This window comes from Sediminihabitans luteus (assembly GCF_002797595.1).
GTDB lineage: Bacteria > Actinomycetota > Actinomycetes > Actinomycetales > Cellulomonadaceae > Paraoerskovia > Paraoerskovia lutea.
Genome location: NZ_PGFE01000003.1, coordinates 224,521 through 239,326, shown reverse-complemented (window position 1 = coordinate 239,326; position 14,806 = coordinate 224,521). Strand labels below are relative to the sequence as shown.

The window sequence follows — 14,806 nt, the reverse complement described above, 5'->3', positions numbered from 1 at the left end:
CACGGCCGAACGCAACGTTCGGCACCTCAGGACCGTCCAGGACGGTGCACAAGGTTGCGTTCGGCCGTGGGGGGGCAGAGCCGGTAGAGGTCAGACCAGCGAGTCGCGCCAGGCGCGGTGCAGCGACGCGTAGTGCCCGTCGCCCGCGATGAGCTCGGCGGGCGTGCCGTCCTCGACGACGCGCCCGTGCTCCATGACGAGCACGCGGTCGGCGTCGGCGACGGTCGAGAGCCGGTGCGCGATGATGATCGCGGTGCGGTCGGCGAGCAGGGTGCGCAGCCCGTGCTGCACGAGCCGCTCGCCCGGGATGTCGAGCGACGACGTCGCCTCGTCGAGCACGAGCACCGCCGGGTCGGCGAGGAACGCGCGCGCGAACGACAGCAGCTGCCGCTGGCCGGCGGAGACGCGACCGCCGCGCTTGTTGACGTCGGTGTCGTACCCGTCGGGCATGGCCGTCACGAACTCGTGCGCGCCCACGGCCCGGGCCGCGGCCTCGACGTCCTCGAACGACGCGTCGGGTCGGCCGATGAGGATGTTCTCGCGCACCGTCCCGGAGAACAGGTACGCCTCCTGGGTGACCATGACGACGGCGCGCCGCAGGTCGGTCGGGTCGGCCTCGCGCACGTCGACGCCGTCGATCGTGAGCCGCCCGGTCGAGACGTCGTAGAACCGGGTCACGAGCTTCGCGAGCGTCGACTTGCCCGCGCCGGTCGCGCCGACGAGCGCGACGGTCTGCCCCGCGGGGATGGTCAGGTCGGTGCGGGGGAGCACGGGCCGGCCCGGCACGTACGCGAACTCGACACCGTCGAACCGCAGCTCGCCGCGCGGCGACGGCAGCGGCACGGGGTGCGCGGGCGGTGCGACGGTCGTCTCCTCGGCGAGCAGCCCCGAGATCTTCTCGAGCGCGGCCGACGCGGACTGGAACGCGTTGTAGAAGACGCCGAGCTGGTGCACGGGCCCGAAGAACCGCTTGGTGTACAGCAGCGCCGCGAGCAGCACGCCGACCTCGACCGAGCCGTCGAGCACCCGTAGCCCGCCCACGAGCAGCGCGACGGTCAGCGTCACGTTGCCGATGAGCACGAGCCCCGGGTCGAACGTGCCGTTGAGCAGGAACGCCCGCGTGTTGGCCTGCCGGTACTCCTCGGCGAGGTCGCCGTACGCCTTCTCGTTGGCCTTCTCGCGGCGGAACGCCTGCACCGCGCGCATGCCGGTCATGGTCTCGACGAAGCTGACGATCAGCCGGGCGGACGTCGTCCGCGTGCCCCGGTAGTAGCGCGCGGACCGCTTCTGGTACCAGCGCGTGAGCATCGCGGCGGGCACGACCGCGACGAACAGCACGAGGCCCGTCTGCCAGTCGAGCGCGAACAGCGAGATCCCGGTGAACAGCATGAGCAGCACGCCCGAGACGATGCCGGTCAGGCCCGAGTCGAGCAGCTCGCGCAGCGCCTCGAGGTCGGACGTCTGCCGCGAGATCACACGCCCCGAGGTGTACCGCTCGTGGAACTCGAGGCTCAGCCGCTGCGTCTGGGCGAACACGCGCCGGCGCAGGTCGAGCAGCACGGCCTGCGAGATCCGCGCGGCGGTGCGCACGTACGCGGCGTAGGTGACGCCCGCGACGATCGCGAGCAGCACGTACAGGGTGCCGATGGTGAGGATCGGCGTGCGGTCGCCGTCGACGAGCGCGGGCAGGGCCCGGTCGATCGCGATCGCCACGAGTGCCGGCCCGGCGACCTGCCCCGCGGTCGAGACGATCACGAGCGCGGCGCCGAGCGTCAGCCTGGCCTTGTGCGGGCGCAGCAGCGAGCCGAGCAGCGCGCGCGAGCGCCCGCGCGCCTCGAGGTGCTGCGCGCGGTCCAGGTCGACGTGGTCCTCGGTCGCGGTCGCGCTCATCGTGCCCCCTCGCTGGTGGTGCTGGTGCTGGTGTCGGACGCCGCGGCCGCGGTCCCGTCGTCGTCGCCGTGCCGCTCGGGCCCGGTCCCGCGCACGACGCCGGCGGGCTCGGTGTGCCGCGCGTCGTCGTCCTGCTGCTCGGCGTCGAGCGTCGAGATGAGGTGCCGGTACGACGCGTGCGTCGCGAGCAGCTCGCTGTGCGTGCCGACCGCGGTGATGCGCCCGTCCTCGAGCACGGCGACCTGGTCGGCGAGCGCGACGGTCGAGGGTCGGTGCGCGACGACGAGGGTCGTGATGCCGGCGAGCTCGGTGTCGAGGCGGGCCTGGATCGCGGCCTCGGTCTCGACGTCGAGCGCCGAGAGCGGGTCGTCGAGCACGAGCACGCGGGGCCGGGCGGCGATCGCGCGCGCGAGGGCGAGGCGTTGGCGCTGGCCGCCCGAGAGGCTGAGCCCCTCCTCGCCGATGGTCGTCTCGACGCCGTCGGGCAGGTCGTGCACGAACCCGGCCTGGGCGACGTCGAGCGCCTGGGCGAGCGCGGCGTCGCCCGCGGGGCCGTCGTGGGCGCCCGCGGGCGCGCCGAGGAGGACGTTCTCGCGCACGGTCGCGGAGAACAGGGTCGAGTCCTCGAACGCGACCGAGACGACCGTGCGCAGGTCGGCGCGCGTCACGTCGCGCACGTCGACGCCGTCGAGCAGCACCTGGCCGCCCGTGACGTCGTAGAGGCGTGGCACGAGCATCGCGAGGGTCGACTTGCCGGAGCCGGTGAGGCCCACGAGCGCCGTCCGCCGCCCGGCCGGGACGACGAGGTCGACGCCGTCGAGCACGTCGGTGTCGGCGTCGCCGAACCGGAACCGCACGCCGCGCAGCTCGAGCTCGCCGCGCACGTCCGTCAGGGGCACGGGGTGCTCGGGGTCGGTCACGGCCACGGGCGTGTCGAGCACCTCGAGGTACCGCTCGAGCGCGGTGCGCGCGTTGAGCGTCATCGACAGGAGCATGCCGAGGTCGATCACGGGCGCGGCGAGCACCGCGGTGGTCGCGAAGAACGCGGCGAGCGCGCCCACGCCGAGCTCGCCCTGCGCGACGAGCCACACGCCGAGCACGAGGGCGACGCCGAGCGTGACGTCGGGGATCGCGGTGAACGACCCCTGGAGGGTCGACAGGATCCGGGCCTTGCGGATCTCGGTCTCGCGCAGGGTCGTGGCGCGCTGGGTGAAGCCCGCCATGGCGTCGCGCCCGCGCCCGAACGCCTTGAGCACGCGGATGCCGTGCACGGACTCCTCGACCGTGGTCGCGAGGTCGCCCGCCTGGTCCTGCGAGAGCCGCGCGACGCTGCGGAACCGGCGCGAGAACCGGAACGCGAGCACGGTCACGGGGATCGCGCCGCACAGGTAGACGAGACCGAGCCACACGTTGGTCGTGAGCAGCAGCACGGTGCCGACCGTGAGCGTGACCGCGTCGACCACGAGCATCACGACGCCGAACGCGATCCACCGGCGCAGCAGGCCGAGGTCGCTCATCGAGCGCGAGAGCAGCTGCCCGCCGGACCACCGGTCGTGGAACCCGACCTCGAGGTCCTGCAGGTGCGTGAACAGCCGCATGCGCATGGACTTCTCGACCTCGGTCGAGGGCGCGAGGATCAGGCGCCGCCGGGCCGCGATGAACGCGGTCTCGAGCAGCCCGAACGCGAGCACCACGAGCGCGCCGACGAGCAGGCCGCGCGTGTCGTGGTTCGCGACGCCGCGGGCGAGCGGGCCGTCGACGATCGTCTCGAGCACGCGCGGGATCGCGAGCGCGCACAGGCTCGCGAGCAGGGCGGACGTCGCCCCGAGCAGGATCCGGGTGCGCGCGGGGCGCACGAACGGCAGGAGGCGGCGCAGCGTCGAGATCGTCGAGGCGTCGCGCTCCTGCGCGGGGATCGCCCCGGAGGCGGGCGGTGGCGTGTGCGCGGCGGTGGTGCGCGGGTGGTCTGGAGGCACCGGACGATTCTCGCACGGTCGTTGCCCCGGGTAATGAGCAAGAGCAAGAACTGGCCGCATCGTGGACGCCCGGTGCCGGACGCCGTCCGCGTGCTAGGTTCGACGCGTGGACATCCGTTGGTATTGGCGCTTTACGCCGGCTCCTGGTGGGGCCGAGCGGGCACGCGCCTGAACCAACCCCACCGGAGCCAGCACAGGGCCTTGGACGCGACCGCGTCCGGGCCCTTCGTCATTCAGACGGGCCGCTCCGGACACCGATGCGGCGAGCGCGCTCCGTCTGAGCCAGCCTGATCAGGAGCCCACCGCATGACCGCCACGACCACCACCACGGAGGACGACGTGACCTCGCACCCCGAGTACGACCTGCAGGCGAGCACGAGCGACCTGCGCATCCGCGCGCTCGCCCCGCTGCCCGCCCCCGAGGCCATGCTCGCCGAGCTGCCGCTCGGGCCCGCGCGCTCCGACCTCGTGACCACGTCGCGCCGCGAGGTGCGCGACATCCTCGCGGGCGACGACGACCGACTGCTCGTGATCGTCGGCCCGTGCTCGGTGCACGACCCCGAGGCCGCGCTCGACTACGCGCGCCGCCTCGCCGCCGTCGCGCACGACCTCGCGGACGACCTCGCGATCGTCATGCGCGTGTACTTCGAGAAGCCCCGCACCACGGTCGGGTGGAAGGGCCTCATCAACGACCCGCACCTCGACGGCACGCACGACGTCAACTACGGCCTGCGTCTTGCGCGCGAGGTGCTGCTCGGCGTGCTCGACGCCGGGGTGCCCGCCGCGAGCGAGTTCCTCGAGCCGACCAGCCCGCAGTACATCGCCGACGCGATCTCGTGGGGCGCGATCGGCGCGCGCAACGCCGAGTCGCAGGTGCACCGCCAGCTCGCGTCCGGTCTCTCGATGCCCGTCGGGTTCAAGAACGCGACCGACGGCGACGTGCAGATCGCGGTCGACGGCTGCGTGACCGCCGCGAGCGAGCACACGTTCTTCGGCATGGACCAGCAGGGCCGCTCCGCCGCCGTCGAGACCGCCGGGAACCCCGACTGCCACGTGATCCTGCGCGGCGGCCGCTCGGGACCCAACTACGCGACGTCCGACGTCGAGGCCGCCCTCGCCGTGGCCCGCACCTCGGGCCTCGGCGGCGCCGTCGAGCACGGCCTGATCGTCGACGCGTCGCACGGCAACTCGGGCAAGGACCACGTGCGCCAGGCCGAGGTCGTGCGCGAGCTCGCCGCGCGCCTCGCCGAGGGCGAGCAGGGCGTGACCGGTCTCATGATGGAGTCGTTCCTCGTCGCCGGCGCCCAGGCGCCCGCGCCGTCGGGGCTCGTGTACGGCAAGTCCGTGACCGACAAGTGCATGGACTGGGACACCACGGCCACGCTGCTCGGCGAGCTCGCGGAGGCCGTGCGCGCACGCCGCGCCCTCTAGCCCCTCGCGCCCGCCCGCGCCCGAGCCCCCGCGCCGAACCGGCGATCGTGGTCGTTCCAGGGCTTCTGGCCGACCACGATCGCCGGTTCGGCGACGCACGACCGCCGGTTCGGCGCGCGCTCGACGAGGCGACCCATCCGGGACCGCGTCGGCCTCGAACCACGTGTGCCCCGTCTGAGGCAGACTGGGCCCGTGCCGAACGCCAGGACGACCGAACCCGACGCGCTGGACGCCGCCCTCGCGGCGTGCGCCGGCGGCGACCCTGACGCGTTCGCGCCGGTGTACGACGCGTTGAGCCCGTCCGTGTTCGGGGCGGCGCTCGCGGTCCTGCGCGACCGGGACCACGCGGCCGAGGTGACCCAGGAGGTGATGGTCGAGGTGTGGCAGACGGCAGCGCGCTTCGACGCGACCCGCGGGTCGGCCCGCACGTGGGCGGTCACGCTCACGCGGCGCCGCGCGATCGACCGCGTGCGCTCCGAGCAGTCGCGCCGTGCGCGTGACCAGAAGGACCTCGACGCGAGCACCGTCGGCGCCGAGCGCGACGTCGTCGCCGAGGAGGTCGAGCGCGGCCTCGACCGGTCGGCCGTGCGCGACTGCCTCGACACGCTCACCGAGACCCAGCGCGACGCCGTCGTGCGCGCCTACTACGGCGACCTGACCTACCGCGAGGTCGCCGAGGGGCTCGGCGCCGCGCTCCCGACCGTCAAGTCCCGCATCCGCGACGGACTGATCCGGCTCCGCGACTGCCTGGGGGTGAACCGTGGCTGACGACCTCGACCGCCAGGCGGTCCGCGACCTGATCCCTGCCTACGCGCTCGACGCCGTGACCGACGCCGAGGCTCGCGCCGTCGAGTCGCTCGTGGCGTCGGACGACGCGGCCCGGCGTGAGCTCGACGAGCTCCGTGAGTCCGTGGCGGCGTTCGTCGTGGACGCCGCGCCCTCCGCCGACGTGCGCGCCGACGTGCTCGCCCGCGTGGCCGCGCTCACGGCCGGCACCGACGCGGCGGCGACCCCAGTGCTCGGGAGCGCGCCGTCCGCAGCTCCGATCGCTGCGATCGGCTCGACGGCTGGCACGGCGGACCGCGCGTCGTCCGACACGGCCGGCCCCGCGTCGTCCGACATGGCTGACGACGCGCCGTCGAACGTGGTGCCGATCGGGGCGCGACGCCGCCGGAACTGGCTGGTCGCCGCGGCGGCGGCCGCGATCGTCGCGGTCGCGGTGCCGACGGGCATCGCCGTGCAGACCCATCAGACGCAGGTCCAGCTCCAGGCGCAGGTCGACCGCGTCGCGCAGATGCTCGCCGACCCGGACGCGCGGCTCGTCACGAGCCCGGTCGCCGGGGGCGGCGAGGCGAGCGCGCTCGTCGCGGACGGCGACGTGCTGTTCACCGCGTCGGGGCTGCCCGGCACGGGCGAGGACGAGGACTACCAGCTGTGGATCGTCGCGGACGGCGCTGCGACGTCGGCCGGGCTGTTCGACGCCGACGACCCGCAGGCCCTCGTCGAGGCTGCCGCGGGCGAGGTCGTCGCGATGACGCTCGAGCCGGCGGGCGGCTCCGACCAGCCGACGTCCGACCCGATCGTGGCGCTGCAGACCTGACCCGGCCTGCCCTCCCCGCCCGCCTCCGGTGCCGAACCGGCGATCATGGTCGGTAAGGACCCCCGCACCGACCATGATCGCCGGTTCGACCGGCGGAGATCGCCGCGCGACGCGTGCGTCGTCCGCCCCGGGCCCCGTGCGGCCGAGCGTCACCTTCTGGCCCGATGCCGGGCGTGCGAACGGGCCAGGACGTGACGCCCGCGAGCCACGGGTGCGCCACCATGGAGGCATGAGCGCACGCACGGTCGACGACCTGATCGCCGAGGCCGAGGCCGCGCCCGTCGACGGCTGGGACTTCTCCTGGCTCGACGGCCGCGCGACCGAGGAACGCCCGTCGTGGGGCTACGCGCGCACGATGGCCGCCCGGTGGGCCGACGCCGACGCCGCGCTCGACCTCCAGACCGGCGGCGGCGAGGTGCTCGCGACGGTCGGGAGCGTCCCGCGCGTCGCCGTGGCGACCGAGTCGTGGCCGCCCAACGTCGCGAAGGCGACCGAACTGCTGCACCCGCGCGGGATCGTGGTGGTGGCCGACCACGACGAGCCACCCCTGCCGTTCGCGGACGCCGCGTTCGACCTCGTCACGAGCAGGCATCCCGTGGTCCCGTGGTGGGGCGAGATCGCGCGCGTGCTGCGCCCCGGCGGCACCTACCTGGCGCAGCACGTGGGGCCCGCGAGCGTGTTCGAGCTCGTGGAGCTCTTCCTCGGGCCGCAGCCAGAGGCGCGCCGGGGGCGGCACCACGACGACGAGGCCGCGGCGGCACGGGCGGCAGGCCTCGAGGTCGTCGACCTGCGCGCCGAGCGGCTGCGCGTCGAGTTCTTCGACGTCGGGGCGGTCGTGTACTTCCTGCGCAAGGTGATCTGGATGGTCCCCGGGTTCACGGTCGACGCGTACCGGGACCGGCTGCTCGCGCTGCACGAGCAGATCGAGGCCGAGGGGCCGTTCGTCGCGTACTCCGCGCGCCACCTGATCGAGGCGCGTCGACCCCGCTGACGGCGACGCGTGCGTTCCGGCGTCGCGTGCATTCCGAACGGGGGGCACCCGCTCGTCGTGGGCGTCGAGCGTCACCTTCTGGCCCGGTCGGCGCCCGGGGAAGGGGCCGGAACGTGACGCCCGCACGCCCCAGCCCGCACGCCCCAGCCCGCACGCACCAGTACGCACGAAGGCCCGGCCGTCGCGCCTGGGGGACGCGCGACGGCCGGGCCGGTCGGGGGCCGTCGACCCGCGTCGACGGCGGCGGGCGCGAGGCCCGGGTCCCGGGCGCGGGGCCCGAGGGGTCACATGCTCGGCATGAGCACCGAGTCGACGAGGTAGACGGTCGCGTTCTGCGTCACGACGCCACCGCAGATCACGTTCGCGTCGTCGACCTTGAGCTCGTCGCCCGAGCCGGTCACGGTCACGGTGTCGCCCTCGACGGTGGTGTGCTCGCCCACGATGTCGTCCGGCGCGATCTGGCCGGGCACCACGTGGTAGGTCAGCACCGAGGTCAGGAGGTCGGCGTCGGTCGAGAGCGTGTCGAGCGTGCCGGCGTCGACCTTGGCGAACGCGTCGTCGACGGGCGCGAACACGGTGAACTCGTCACCGTTGAGCGTGTCGACGAGGTTCACGTCAGGGTTGAGCTCGCCGCTCACGGCCGAGACGAGCGTCGTCAGCAGCGGGTTGTTGGACGCCGCGACCGCGACCGGGTCGGCCGACATGCCGGTGATGGAGCCCGCGCCGTCGGGGACGGCGGCGGCGTAGTCGGAGCAGCCGGGGCCCACGAGGTTCGCGGCGGGGTCGACGCTCATGTCGGACTCCATGTCGTCCATGGGCGTCTCGGCGGGCATGGACTCCTCGGTCATCGCGGAGTCGTCGCTCGACGCGCCCGCGTCGGTGCTGTCGTCGGAGCAGGCGGCCAGGCCGAACACCGCGAGCGCGGCGAACGTGGTGGCAGCGGCGGCGGAACGGGTACGAACGTTCATCGGTCTCTCCTCGCGTCGTCGCCCCACGTCCTGCGGGGCGTTTCACCGGGGGTTCGGAGCCCCCGCCGCACCGGATGGGTCGGATCGCGAGAAACTTCTGCGATGGGTGACGAGCGGTTCGACGGCCAGATCATCGGGTTCGGCACGGCGTCGGGCACGCGCGTCGTCGTGGGCGACTGGTGGGCGTCGCCGTTCGGGCGGTTCGCGGACGTCATGGTCGAGCGCCCCGACGGCCACCGCGTGCTGGTCGCGCCGCCCGACGTCGCGGAGTTCGTGGCCGCGACGTACTCGTTCGACGAGGTCGTCGAGTCCTCCGTGGTGTCGGACGCCGTCCCCGCGCTCGGTCCCGCGTCGCGCCCGCAGCGGCTGACCGTGCGCGCGGGCCCGCTCACCGCCGTCGTGCGGACCGGGCCGCGGACGCCGCTGGGCCGGGCGGTCCGGCTCGTGCCCGCCCGCGTGGCGCGGTCGGTCGGGTTCGCGCGCGCCGTCGACCCGCTCGCGCGCGTGCTCGGGCTGCGGACGTACGGGACGGCCGGGAGCGGGCGGCACGAGGCCTACGGCGCGACCGACGTCCGCCGGGTCCTGGACGTCGAGGCGCGCTGGGACGGCGCGGACCTCGGGGCGCTCGCGGACGTCGACCCGCCCGTGCGGTTCGGCTTCGGGTCGAGCCCGCGCCGTCCGTGCGCGACGCGCATCGTCACGACGGTCCGCACGCGCTGAGCCCGCGCCCATCCCGGGAGCGGTCCGCACCGAACCACCGGCATGGAAACCCTGATCCTCATCGGCCTCCTCGGCGGCCTGATCACCGGCATCTCCCCGTGCATCCTGCCGATGCTCCCGGTGATCTTCTTCGCGGGCGGCGTGCAGGGCGCCCGTAATCCCGGCACCCCGGCCGGCTCCTCGGACGACGCCCCGGCTGACCGGCCGTCGTCGGACGACGCCGCCGCGGCCGGGTCGTCGGCGACCACCGCGGCGCCCTCGCCCAGCCTCTTCGCGGGCGCGCCCGGCACGGTCAGCATCGGTGCGCGCGGCGCGGTCGTGACGGCGACCGCCCCGGCCGCGAGCTCGCGACCTGCGGGGGACCGGGCCGACCGTCGTCCGACGGCGGACGACCCCGACCGTCGTCCGGCACCGGACGGGCCCGGCCGCCGCTCGTGGCGCCCGTACCTCGTGATCCTGGGCCTCGTGCTGAGCTTCAGCGTGTTCACGCTGCTCGGGTCGCTGCTGCTCACGGCGCTCGGCCTGCCGCAGGACCTGCTGCGCTGGCTCGGGATCGTGCTGCTCGCCGCGATCGGCGTCGGGATGATCGTGCCGCGGTTCGAGGAGGTGCTCGAGCGCCCGTTCCAGAAGATCGCGGCGATCGGCTCGCGTCGTGCCGGGCGGCGCTCGAACCCCGACAAGGGTGCGTTCCTGCTGGGCCTCGGTCTCGGCGTGCTGTACGTGCCGTGCGCGGGCCCGGTGCTCGCCGCGATCACGGTCGCGGGCGCGACGGGCAACATCGGCCCGGGGACGGTCGCTCTCACGCTGAGCTTCGCGATCGGTGCGGCGATCCCGCTGCTCGTGTTCGCCCTGGCCGGACGACGCGTGGCCGAGCGGGTCAAGAGCTTCCGCACGCACCAGCGGGGCATCCGGATCACGGGCGGCGTCGTGATGATCGCGCTCGCGGCGGCGCTCGCGCTCGACCTCCCGGCCGCGCTGCAGCGCGCGCTGCCGGACTACACGGGTGCGCTCCAGGAGCAGGTCGACGACAACGCCGCGGTGCGCGAGGCGCTCGACCTCGGGGGGATCGTCACGGACGAGAACCGCGAGCTGTCGAAGTGCTCGAACGGTGGCGAGGAGCTCGAGAGCTGCGGCACCGCGCCCGAGCTCACGGGCATCACGCAGTGGCTCAACACGCCCGACGAGTCGCCGATCGCGCTCGCGGACCTGCGCGGCAAGGTCGTGCTGCTCGACTTCTGGACGTACTCCTGCATCAACTGCCAGCGCGCGATCCCCAACGTCGCGGCCTGGTACGACACGTACGAGGACTACGGGCTGGAGGTCATCGGGGTGCACACGCCCGAGTTCGCGTTCGAGCGCGAGACGCGCAACGTGATCGAGGGCGCGAAGGACCTGGGCGTCGACTACCCGATCGCGCAGGACAACGCGTACTCGACGTGGACGACCTACCGGAACCGCTACTGGCCCGCCGAGTACCTGATCGACGCCGACGGCACGGTGCGCCACATCAAGTTCGGCGAGGGCGGGTACGCGACCACGGAGAAGCACATCCGCGAGCTCCTGACGGCCGCGAACCCGGGGGTCGAGCTGCCGCCCGCGACGAACGTCGCCGACGCGACCCCGGTCGACGAGACGACGCCCGAGACGTACTTCGGCATCAGCAAGTCGTTCAACTACGACGGCGAGCCGGCGTACGACGGCGGGCCGGTCGAGTACACCGCCAACCCCGACCAGCCGCAGGACACCTACTCGCTCGACGGCGGTTTCGACGTCGACCACCAGGGGGCGACCGCGACCGAGGACGGCGCGACGGTCCGGCTCGCGTACGACGCGACGAACGTCTTCGCGGTGCTGGGCGGCGAGGGGACGGCGCGGGCGACCGTGACGCCGGACGGCGGCGAGCCCGTGACGCGCGAGATCGAGGTCTCGGGCAACCCGACGCTGTACGACGTGCTGCGGGGCGAGGGTGCGACGACGGGCACGGTCGAGCTCGAGCTGCCCGCGGGTGCGACGGTCTACACGTTCACCTTCGGGTAGGTCGCGGGCCCGCGCGGGGCGCCGGGTCGTGGGACGCCGGCGCCCAGCGCGCGGACAGCCGTGACACCTTGTGAAGAATGGTGCAAGGTAGGGTCGTGCTGACCATCCCCGAGACCGTGACCGAGCAGGGCCGTGCCGCCGAGACCAAGGTGGCCGGGGCGACGAGCCCTGCCCGCTACCTCGTCTCGGCCATGCTCGCGGGCGCCTACATCGGCGTCGGCGTGGTGCTCATGCTCATGACGGCCGGCCCGTTCCTCGCCGCCGGGAGCCCGGCGCAGCCGCTCGTCGCGGGCGGCGTGTTCGCGGTCGCCCTGACCCTGGTCGTGTTCGCGGGTGCCGAGCTCGCGACGTCCGCCATGATGATCCTCACCCAGGGCGTGCTCACGCGGGCGACACGGCTCGGCGCCGCGGTCGCCACGCTCGCGCTCTGCCTCGTGGGCAACCTGCTCGGGTCGGTGGTGTTCGCGTGGGCCGTCGTGCAGTCACGCGTGCTCGACGGCTCCGCCGGCGCCGACATGCTCGCCTCGATGCTCGACCACAAGGCGCACGAGGGCGTCGGCGAGATGTTCTTCCGCGGCGTCCTGTGCAACGTGCTCGTGTGCGTCGCGATCTGGGCCTGCGCCCGACTGCGCACCGAGATCGGCAAGGCCGTCGTGATCTTCTGGGCGATCTTCGCGTTCATCGCGAGCGGGTTCGAGCACGTCGTCGCGAACATGACGACCTTCTCGCTCGGGCTGTTCCTCGGTGACGGTCTGACGACGGTCGGGGACTTCGCGACGAACGTGCTCTGGGTCGGGCTGGGCAACCTCGTGGGCGGCGCGCTCGTGGTGGGCGTCGGCTACTGGTTCGTGGCGGGCGGCTCGCGTCTGCGCGCCCCGGCGGCTGAGCCCCTCGCTGGAGCAGAGCCTGTCGCAGGAGCGGAGCTCCTCGCGGAGGCACGACCCGTCACGGGCGCCACCCCCCGGCGGTGACCGTCACGCCGTCGACGACGTCGAGGGTCGCCGGCCCGGGGTGGTCCGGGTCGGTGAGCGGCACGACGACCGGTGCGGCGTCCGGGTTCGGCACGACCTCGATCGCGACCGTCACGTCCGGGTCGAGCGACGTCGACCCGCCGCGCCAGGTGATCGCGAGCGAGGTGCTCGCGCCGGGCGCGAGCGACACCGCCTCGCGGGTGGTCGGCTGATCCGGGCCGAGGAACGCGGCGTCCTCGTCGGCGCGGCCCACGTCCGCGAGCTCGCCCGCGAGGGTGCGGAACCGCAGGTCGGGGACCGCGGCGAGCTCGCAGGGTTCCTGGCCGTCGTTGGTCATGACGATCGTGAGCCAGCGCCGACCCATGGCCGAGTCCTGGCCCGTGACGTGCCCGGTCAGGCTGCCGCACGGGGTGTCGGGGTCGGACGCCGGGGTCCCGGCCGGGTCCCGCGTCGAGACCCACCCGGTCACGCCGTCCGCCGTGGACGCCAGGCCCGTGGACGCCGGGTCCGTGGCCTCGGCCGCGGACGGCGTCGCGCCGGGCAGGTCCGGGGGCGTGCTGCCGACCTGCACGACGTACGCCACGGGGTGCGTCGCCGCGGCCCAGCCACCCTGGTCGAGCACGTCCGCGACCGCGCGCGCGGACGCGTCGTCCGCCGCCACGACGACGAGGTGCCCGACGTCGTCCGGACCCGTGCCGCGGGGGTCGGCGGCGTCGTCGTAGGCCGAGCCGACGAACCCGGGGACGTCGCGCACCTCCGCGAGCATCATCAGGAGCGTGGGGGAGGGTGCGCCGCCGTGGCCGCGCGCGAGCGTGTCGCCCGCGGCCCCGAGGTCGGTGAGCGGGGTCCCGCCCTCGGTCGTGCCGCTCGCGATCGCGACGAGCTGGTCGGCGTAGCTCGTGCGCACGCTGCTGCGGGGGCCGTCGATCGTCGCGCTGACGACGCCCGGGCTGTGCGCGATCCGGAATGCGTCGGGCGCGATCCCGGTGGCGTCGGCGTGCACCGAGCGCCGGGCCGGGACCTCGCCGTCGCGGGGTCCGTCCTGGAACCACACGTCCCATGCGAGCGCGCCGCCCGCGCGGACGAGCTCCGCGTGCGCGGCCGTGGCCGCGTCGCCGTCGAGCGCCGGGCCGACGTCGACCCAGAAGGTCACGCGCGTGCCGTCGGACGTCGCTGGGTCGGCCTGGCCGTCCGGCGACGGGTCGGCCGTGGGGCCGGTGGTGTCGGTCGGCGTCGTGACCTCGACGCCGTCGACGCCGGGCACGTCCTCGAGGAGCTCGACGAGAGGGGCGGCGGCGGCCGGGACGTCGTCGGCGGGCGAGCACGCGACGAGGGTCACGCCGAGCGCGCAGGCGAGCGTGGCGGCGAGGGGCGCGCGGGCGCGGCGACCGCGCGGCGACCAGGCCGGGGAATCGCCTGTGGGGGAATCGCCGGTGGGGTAGTCGTCGGTGGGGTAGTCGCTGGTGGGGTAGTCGTCGGTGGGGTAGTCGCCGGTGGGGCCGCGCCGGCGGTCGAGCCGGCGACCGATGCGGTGAGCGGTGCGGCGGTCGAGCTGGCGGTCGAGATGGTTGTCGAGCCGGCGGGCGGCGGTGCGGGCGGTGCGAGGGCGGGAGGGCACGCGATCACGCTAGGGCCCGGTGCGGCCGCGGCGGCTGCGGACCAGGACTCTCTTCGCGATGTTCACGAACCGCTCACAGGCTGTGGACGGCGCCCGCCCAGGGACGGGCGCCGTCGGGGCTCAGCTCGTGAACGCGACGGTCACGCAGGGGCCGCCGTTGTCAGGGCGGAACTTCATGCGGTCGCGGGTCGAGGGGCCGTAGACGCCGTCGGGGCCGTCCCCGGCCGCGCTCTGGACGCTCGTGAGCGCGCTGACGAACCCGGTGCCGTACACGCCCCGGGGGCCCGCCGAGATGCCGTAGCAGGACTCGATGTGGCGCTGCAGCGCGGCGACCCCGGGGCCCTGGACGCCGAGGTGGTCGGGGCGGGGCGAGATGCTGCACCAGGTCGACTTCGCGGTCGGCGAGATCCAGGGTGCGGGCGTCGCGGGAACGGTCACGCCGCCGACCGTGACGGTCGTGCTGCACGCGGAGTAGGCGGCCGATGCCGCGGTCGCGCTCGTGGCGCCGGCGAGCGCGCCGGTCGCGAGCAGCGCCGCGGCGGCGCCGGCGGCGAGGGTGCGGTGGAGGGTCTTCATGCGAGCTCCTTCGGTCGTGCCGAGGTGC

Annotated in this window: 12 protein-coding genes; 7 read left to right on the top strand and 5 right to left on the bottom strand. The window is 74.5% G+C overall.

What is annotated here, in order from left to right:
- Nucleotides 1-90: 90 nt before the first annotated feature.
- Nucleotides 91-1,890: an ABC transporter ATP-binding protein gene (locus CLV28_RS10735; protein ID WP_100423319.1), complete on the bottom strand. Its 1,800-nt coding sequence runs from the start codon at nt 1,888-1,890 to the stop codon at nt 91-93.
- The gene (locus tag CLV28_RS10730; protein ID WP_100423318.1) at nt 1,887-3,926 is read right to left on the bottom strand and encodes an ABC transporter ATP-binding protein; all 2,040 of its coding nucleotides are present in this window, start codon (nt 3,924-3,926) and stop codon (nt 1,887-1,889) included. The genes CLV28_RS10735 and CLV28_RS10730 overlap by 4 nt, the downstream gene beginning before the upstream one ends.
- A gap of 246 nt (nt 3,927-4,172) precedes the next feature.
- On the opposite strand from CLV28_RS10730, the gene CLV28_RS10725 reads away from it, so the two are divergent.
- The 4 genes from CLV28_RS10725 (at nt 4,173) to CLV28_RS10710 (ending at nt 7,888) form a co-directional block, all read left to right on the top strand.
- Nucleotides 4,173-5,297: a 3-deoxy-7-phosphoheptulonate synthase gene (locus CLV28_RS10725; protein WP_100423317.1), complete on the top strand. Its 1,125-nt coding sequence runs from the start codon at nt 4,173-4,175 to the stop codon at nt 5,295-5,297.
- A 192-nt stretch (nt 5,298-5,489) separates the two neighbouring features.
- Nucleotides 5,490-6,065 carry an ECF RNA polymerase sigma factor SigK gene (sigK, locus tag CLV28_RS10720; RefSeq protein WP_100423316.1) on the top strand — a complete coding sequence of 192 codons (576 nt, stop codon included), beginning with the start codon at nt 5,490-5,492 and terminating at the stop codon, nt 6,063-6,065.
- On the top strand, nt 6,058-6,897 hold the full coding sequence (locus tag CLV28_RS10715) for an anti-sigma factor (RefSeq protein ID WP_100423315.1): 840 nt from the start codon (nt 6,058-6,060) through the stop codon (nt 6,895-6,897). The genes sigK and CLV28_RS10715 overlap by 8 nt, the downstream gene beginning before the upstream one ends.
- Nucleotides 6,898-7,126: 229 nt before the next feature.
- Complete coding sequence (locus CLV28_RS10710; RefSeq protein WP_100423314.1) at nt 7,127-7,888, top strand: methyltransferase domain-containing protein; 762 nt, start codon at nt 7,127-7,129, stop codon at nt 7,886-7,888.
- A 284-nt stretch (nt 7,889-8,172) separates the two neighbouring features.
- Here the strand turns inward: CLV28_RS10710 and CLV28_RS10705 are convergent, their stop codons facing one another.
- A complete protein-coding gene (locus CLV28_RS10705; protein WP_100423313.1) occupies nt 8,173-8,856 on the bottom strand; it encodes a fasciclin domain-containing protein in 684 nt (227 codons plus the stop codon).
- Between the two features lie 102 nt (nt 8,857-8,958).
- Between CLV28_RS10705 and CLV28_RS10700 the strand changes: the two genes are divergently transcribed.
- From CLV28_RS10700 to CLV28_RS10690, 3 genes are all read left to right on the top strand, one after another.
- Nucleotides 8,959-9,576, top strand: a complete 618-nt coding sequence (locus CLV28_RS10700) for a hypothetical protein (protein WP_100423312.1) — start codon at nt 8,959-8,961, stop codon at nt 9,574-9,576.
- Between the two features lie 42 nt (nt 9,577-9,618).
- The gene (locus CLV28_RS10695) at nt 9,619-11,613 is read left to right on the top strand and encodes a cytochrome c biogenesis protein DipZ (protein ID WP_100423311.1); all 1,995 of its coding nucleotides are present in this window, start codon (nt 9,619-9,621) and stop codon (nt 11,611-11,613) included.
- A gap of 77 nt (nt 11,614-11,690) precedes the next feature.
- Nucleotides 11,691-12,584 (top strand): formate/nitrite transporter family protein, encoded by an 894-nt coding sequence (locus CLV28_RS10690; RefSeq protein WP_244900154.1) that lies wholly within the window; start codon nt 11,691-11,693, stop codon nt 12,582-12,584.
- Here CLV28_RS10690 and CLV28_RS10685 read toward each other — a convergent pair.
- Nucleotides 12,559-14,202 (bottom strand): DUF4232 domain-containing protein, encoded by a 1,644-nt coding sequence (locus CLV28_RS10685; protein ID WP_157802607.1) that lies wholly within the window; start codon nt 14,200-14,202, stop codon nt 12,559-12,561. The two genes, CLV28_RS10690 and CLV28_RS10685, sit on opposite strands and share 26 nt — an antisense overlap.
- 120 nt (nt 14,203-14,322) lie before the next feature.
- On the bottom strand, nt 14,323-14,778 hold the full coding sequence (locus tag CLV28_RS10675; RefSeq protein ID WP_100423307.1) for a peptidoglycan-binding domain-containing protein: 456 nt from the start codon (nt 14,776-14,778) through the stop codon (nt 14,323-14,325).
- Between the last annotated feature and the right edge of the window lie 28 nt (nt 14,779-14,806).

Excerpts from the sequence above, each read along its gene's own strand:
- CLV28_RS10725 (WP_100423317.1), top strand. The coding sequence starts at position 4,173 with ATGACCGCCACGACCACCACCACGGAGGACGACGTGACCTCGCACCCC.
- CLV28_RS10675 (WP_100423307.1), bottom strand. The coding sequence starts at position 14,778 with ATGAAGACCCTCCACCGCACCCTCGCCGCCGGCGCCGCCGCGGCGCTG.
- CLV28_RS10690 (WP_244900154.1), top strand. The coding sequence starts at position 11,691 with ATGGTGCAAGGTAGGGTCGTGCTGACCATCCCCGAGACCGTGACCGAG.
- CLV28_RS10695 (WP_100423311.1), top strand. The coding sequence starts at position 9,619 with ATGGAAACCCTGATCCTCATCGGCCTCCTCGGCGGCCTGATCACCGGC.
- CLV28_RS10700 (WP_100423312.1), top strand. The coding sequence starts at position 8,959 with ATGGGTGACGAGCGGTTCGACGGCCAGATCATCGGGTTCGGCACGGCG.
- CLV28_RS10735 (WP_100423319.1), bottom strand. The coding sequence starts at position 1,890 with ATGAGCGCGACCGCGACCGAGGACCACGTCGACCTGGACCGCGCGCAG.
- CLV28_RS10730 (WP_100423318.1), bottom strand. The coding sequence starts at position 3,926 with ATGCGGCCAGTTCTTGCTCTTGCTCATTACCCGGGGCAACGACCGTGC.
- CLV28_RS10710 (WP_100423314.1), top strand. The coding sequence starts at position 7,127 with ATGAGCGCACGCACGGTCGACGACCTGATCGCCGAGGCCGAGGCCGCG.
- CLV28_RS10705 (WP_100423313.1), bottom strand. The coding sequence starts at position 8,856 with ATGAACGTTCGTACCCGTTCCGCCGCCGCTGCCACCACGTTCGCCGCG.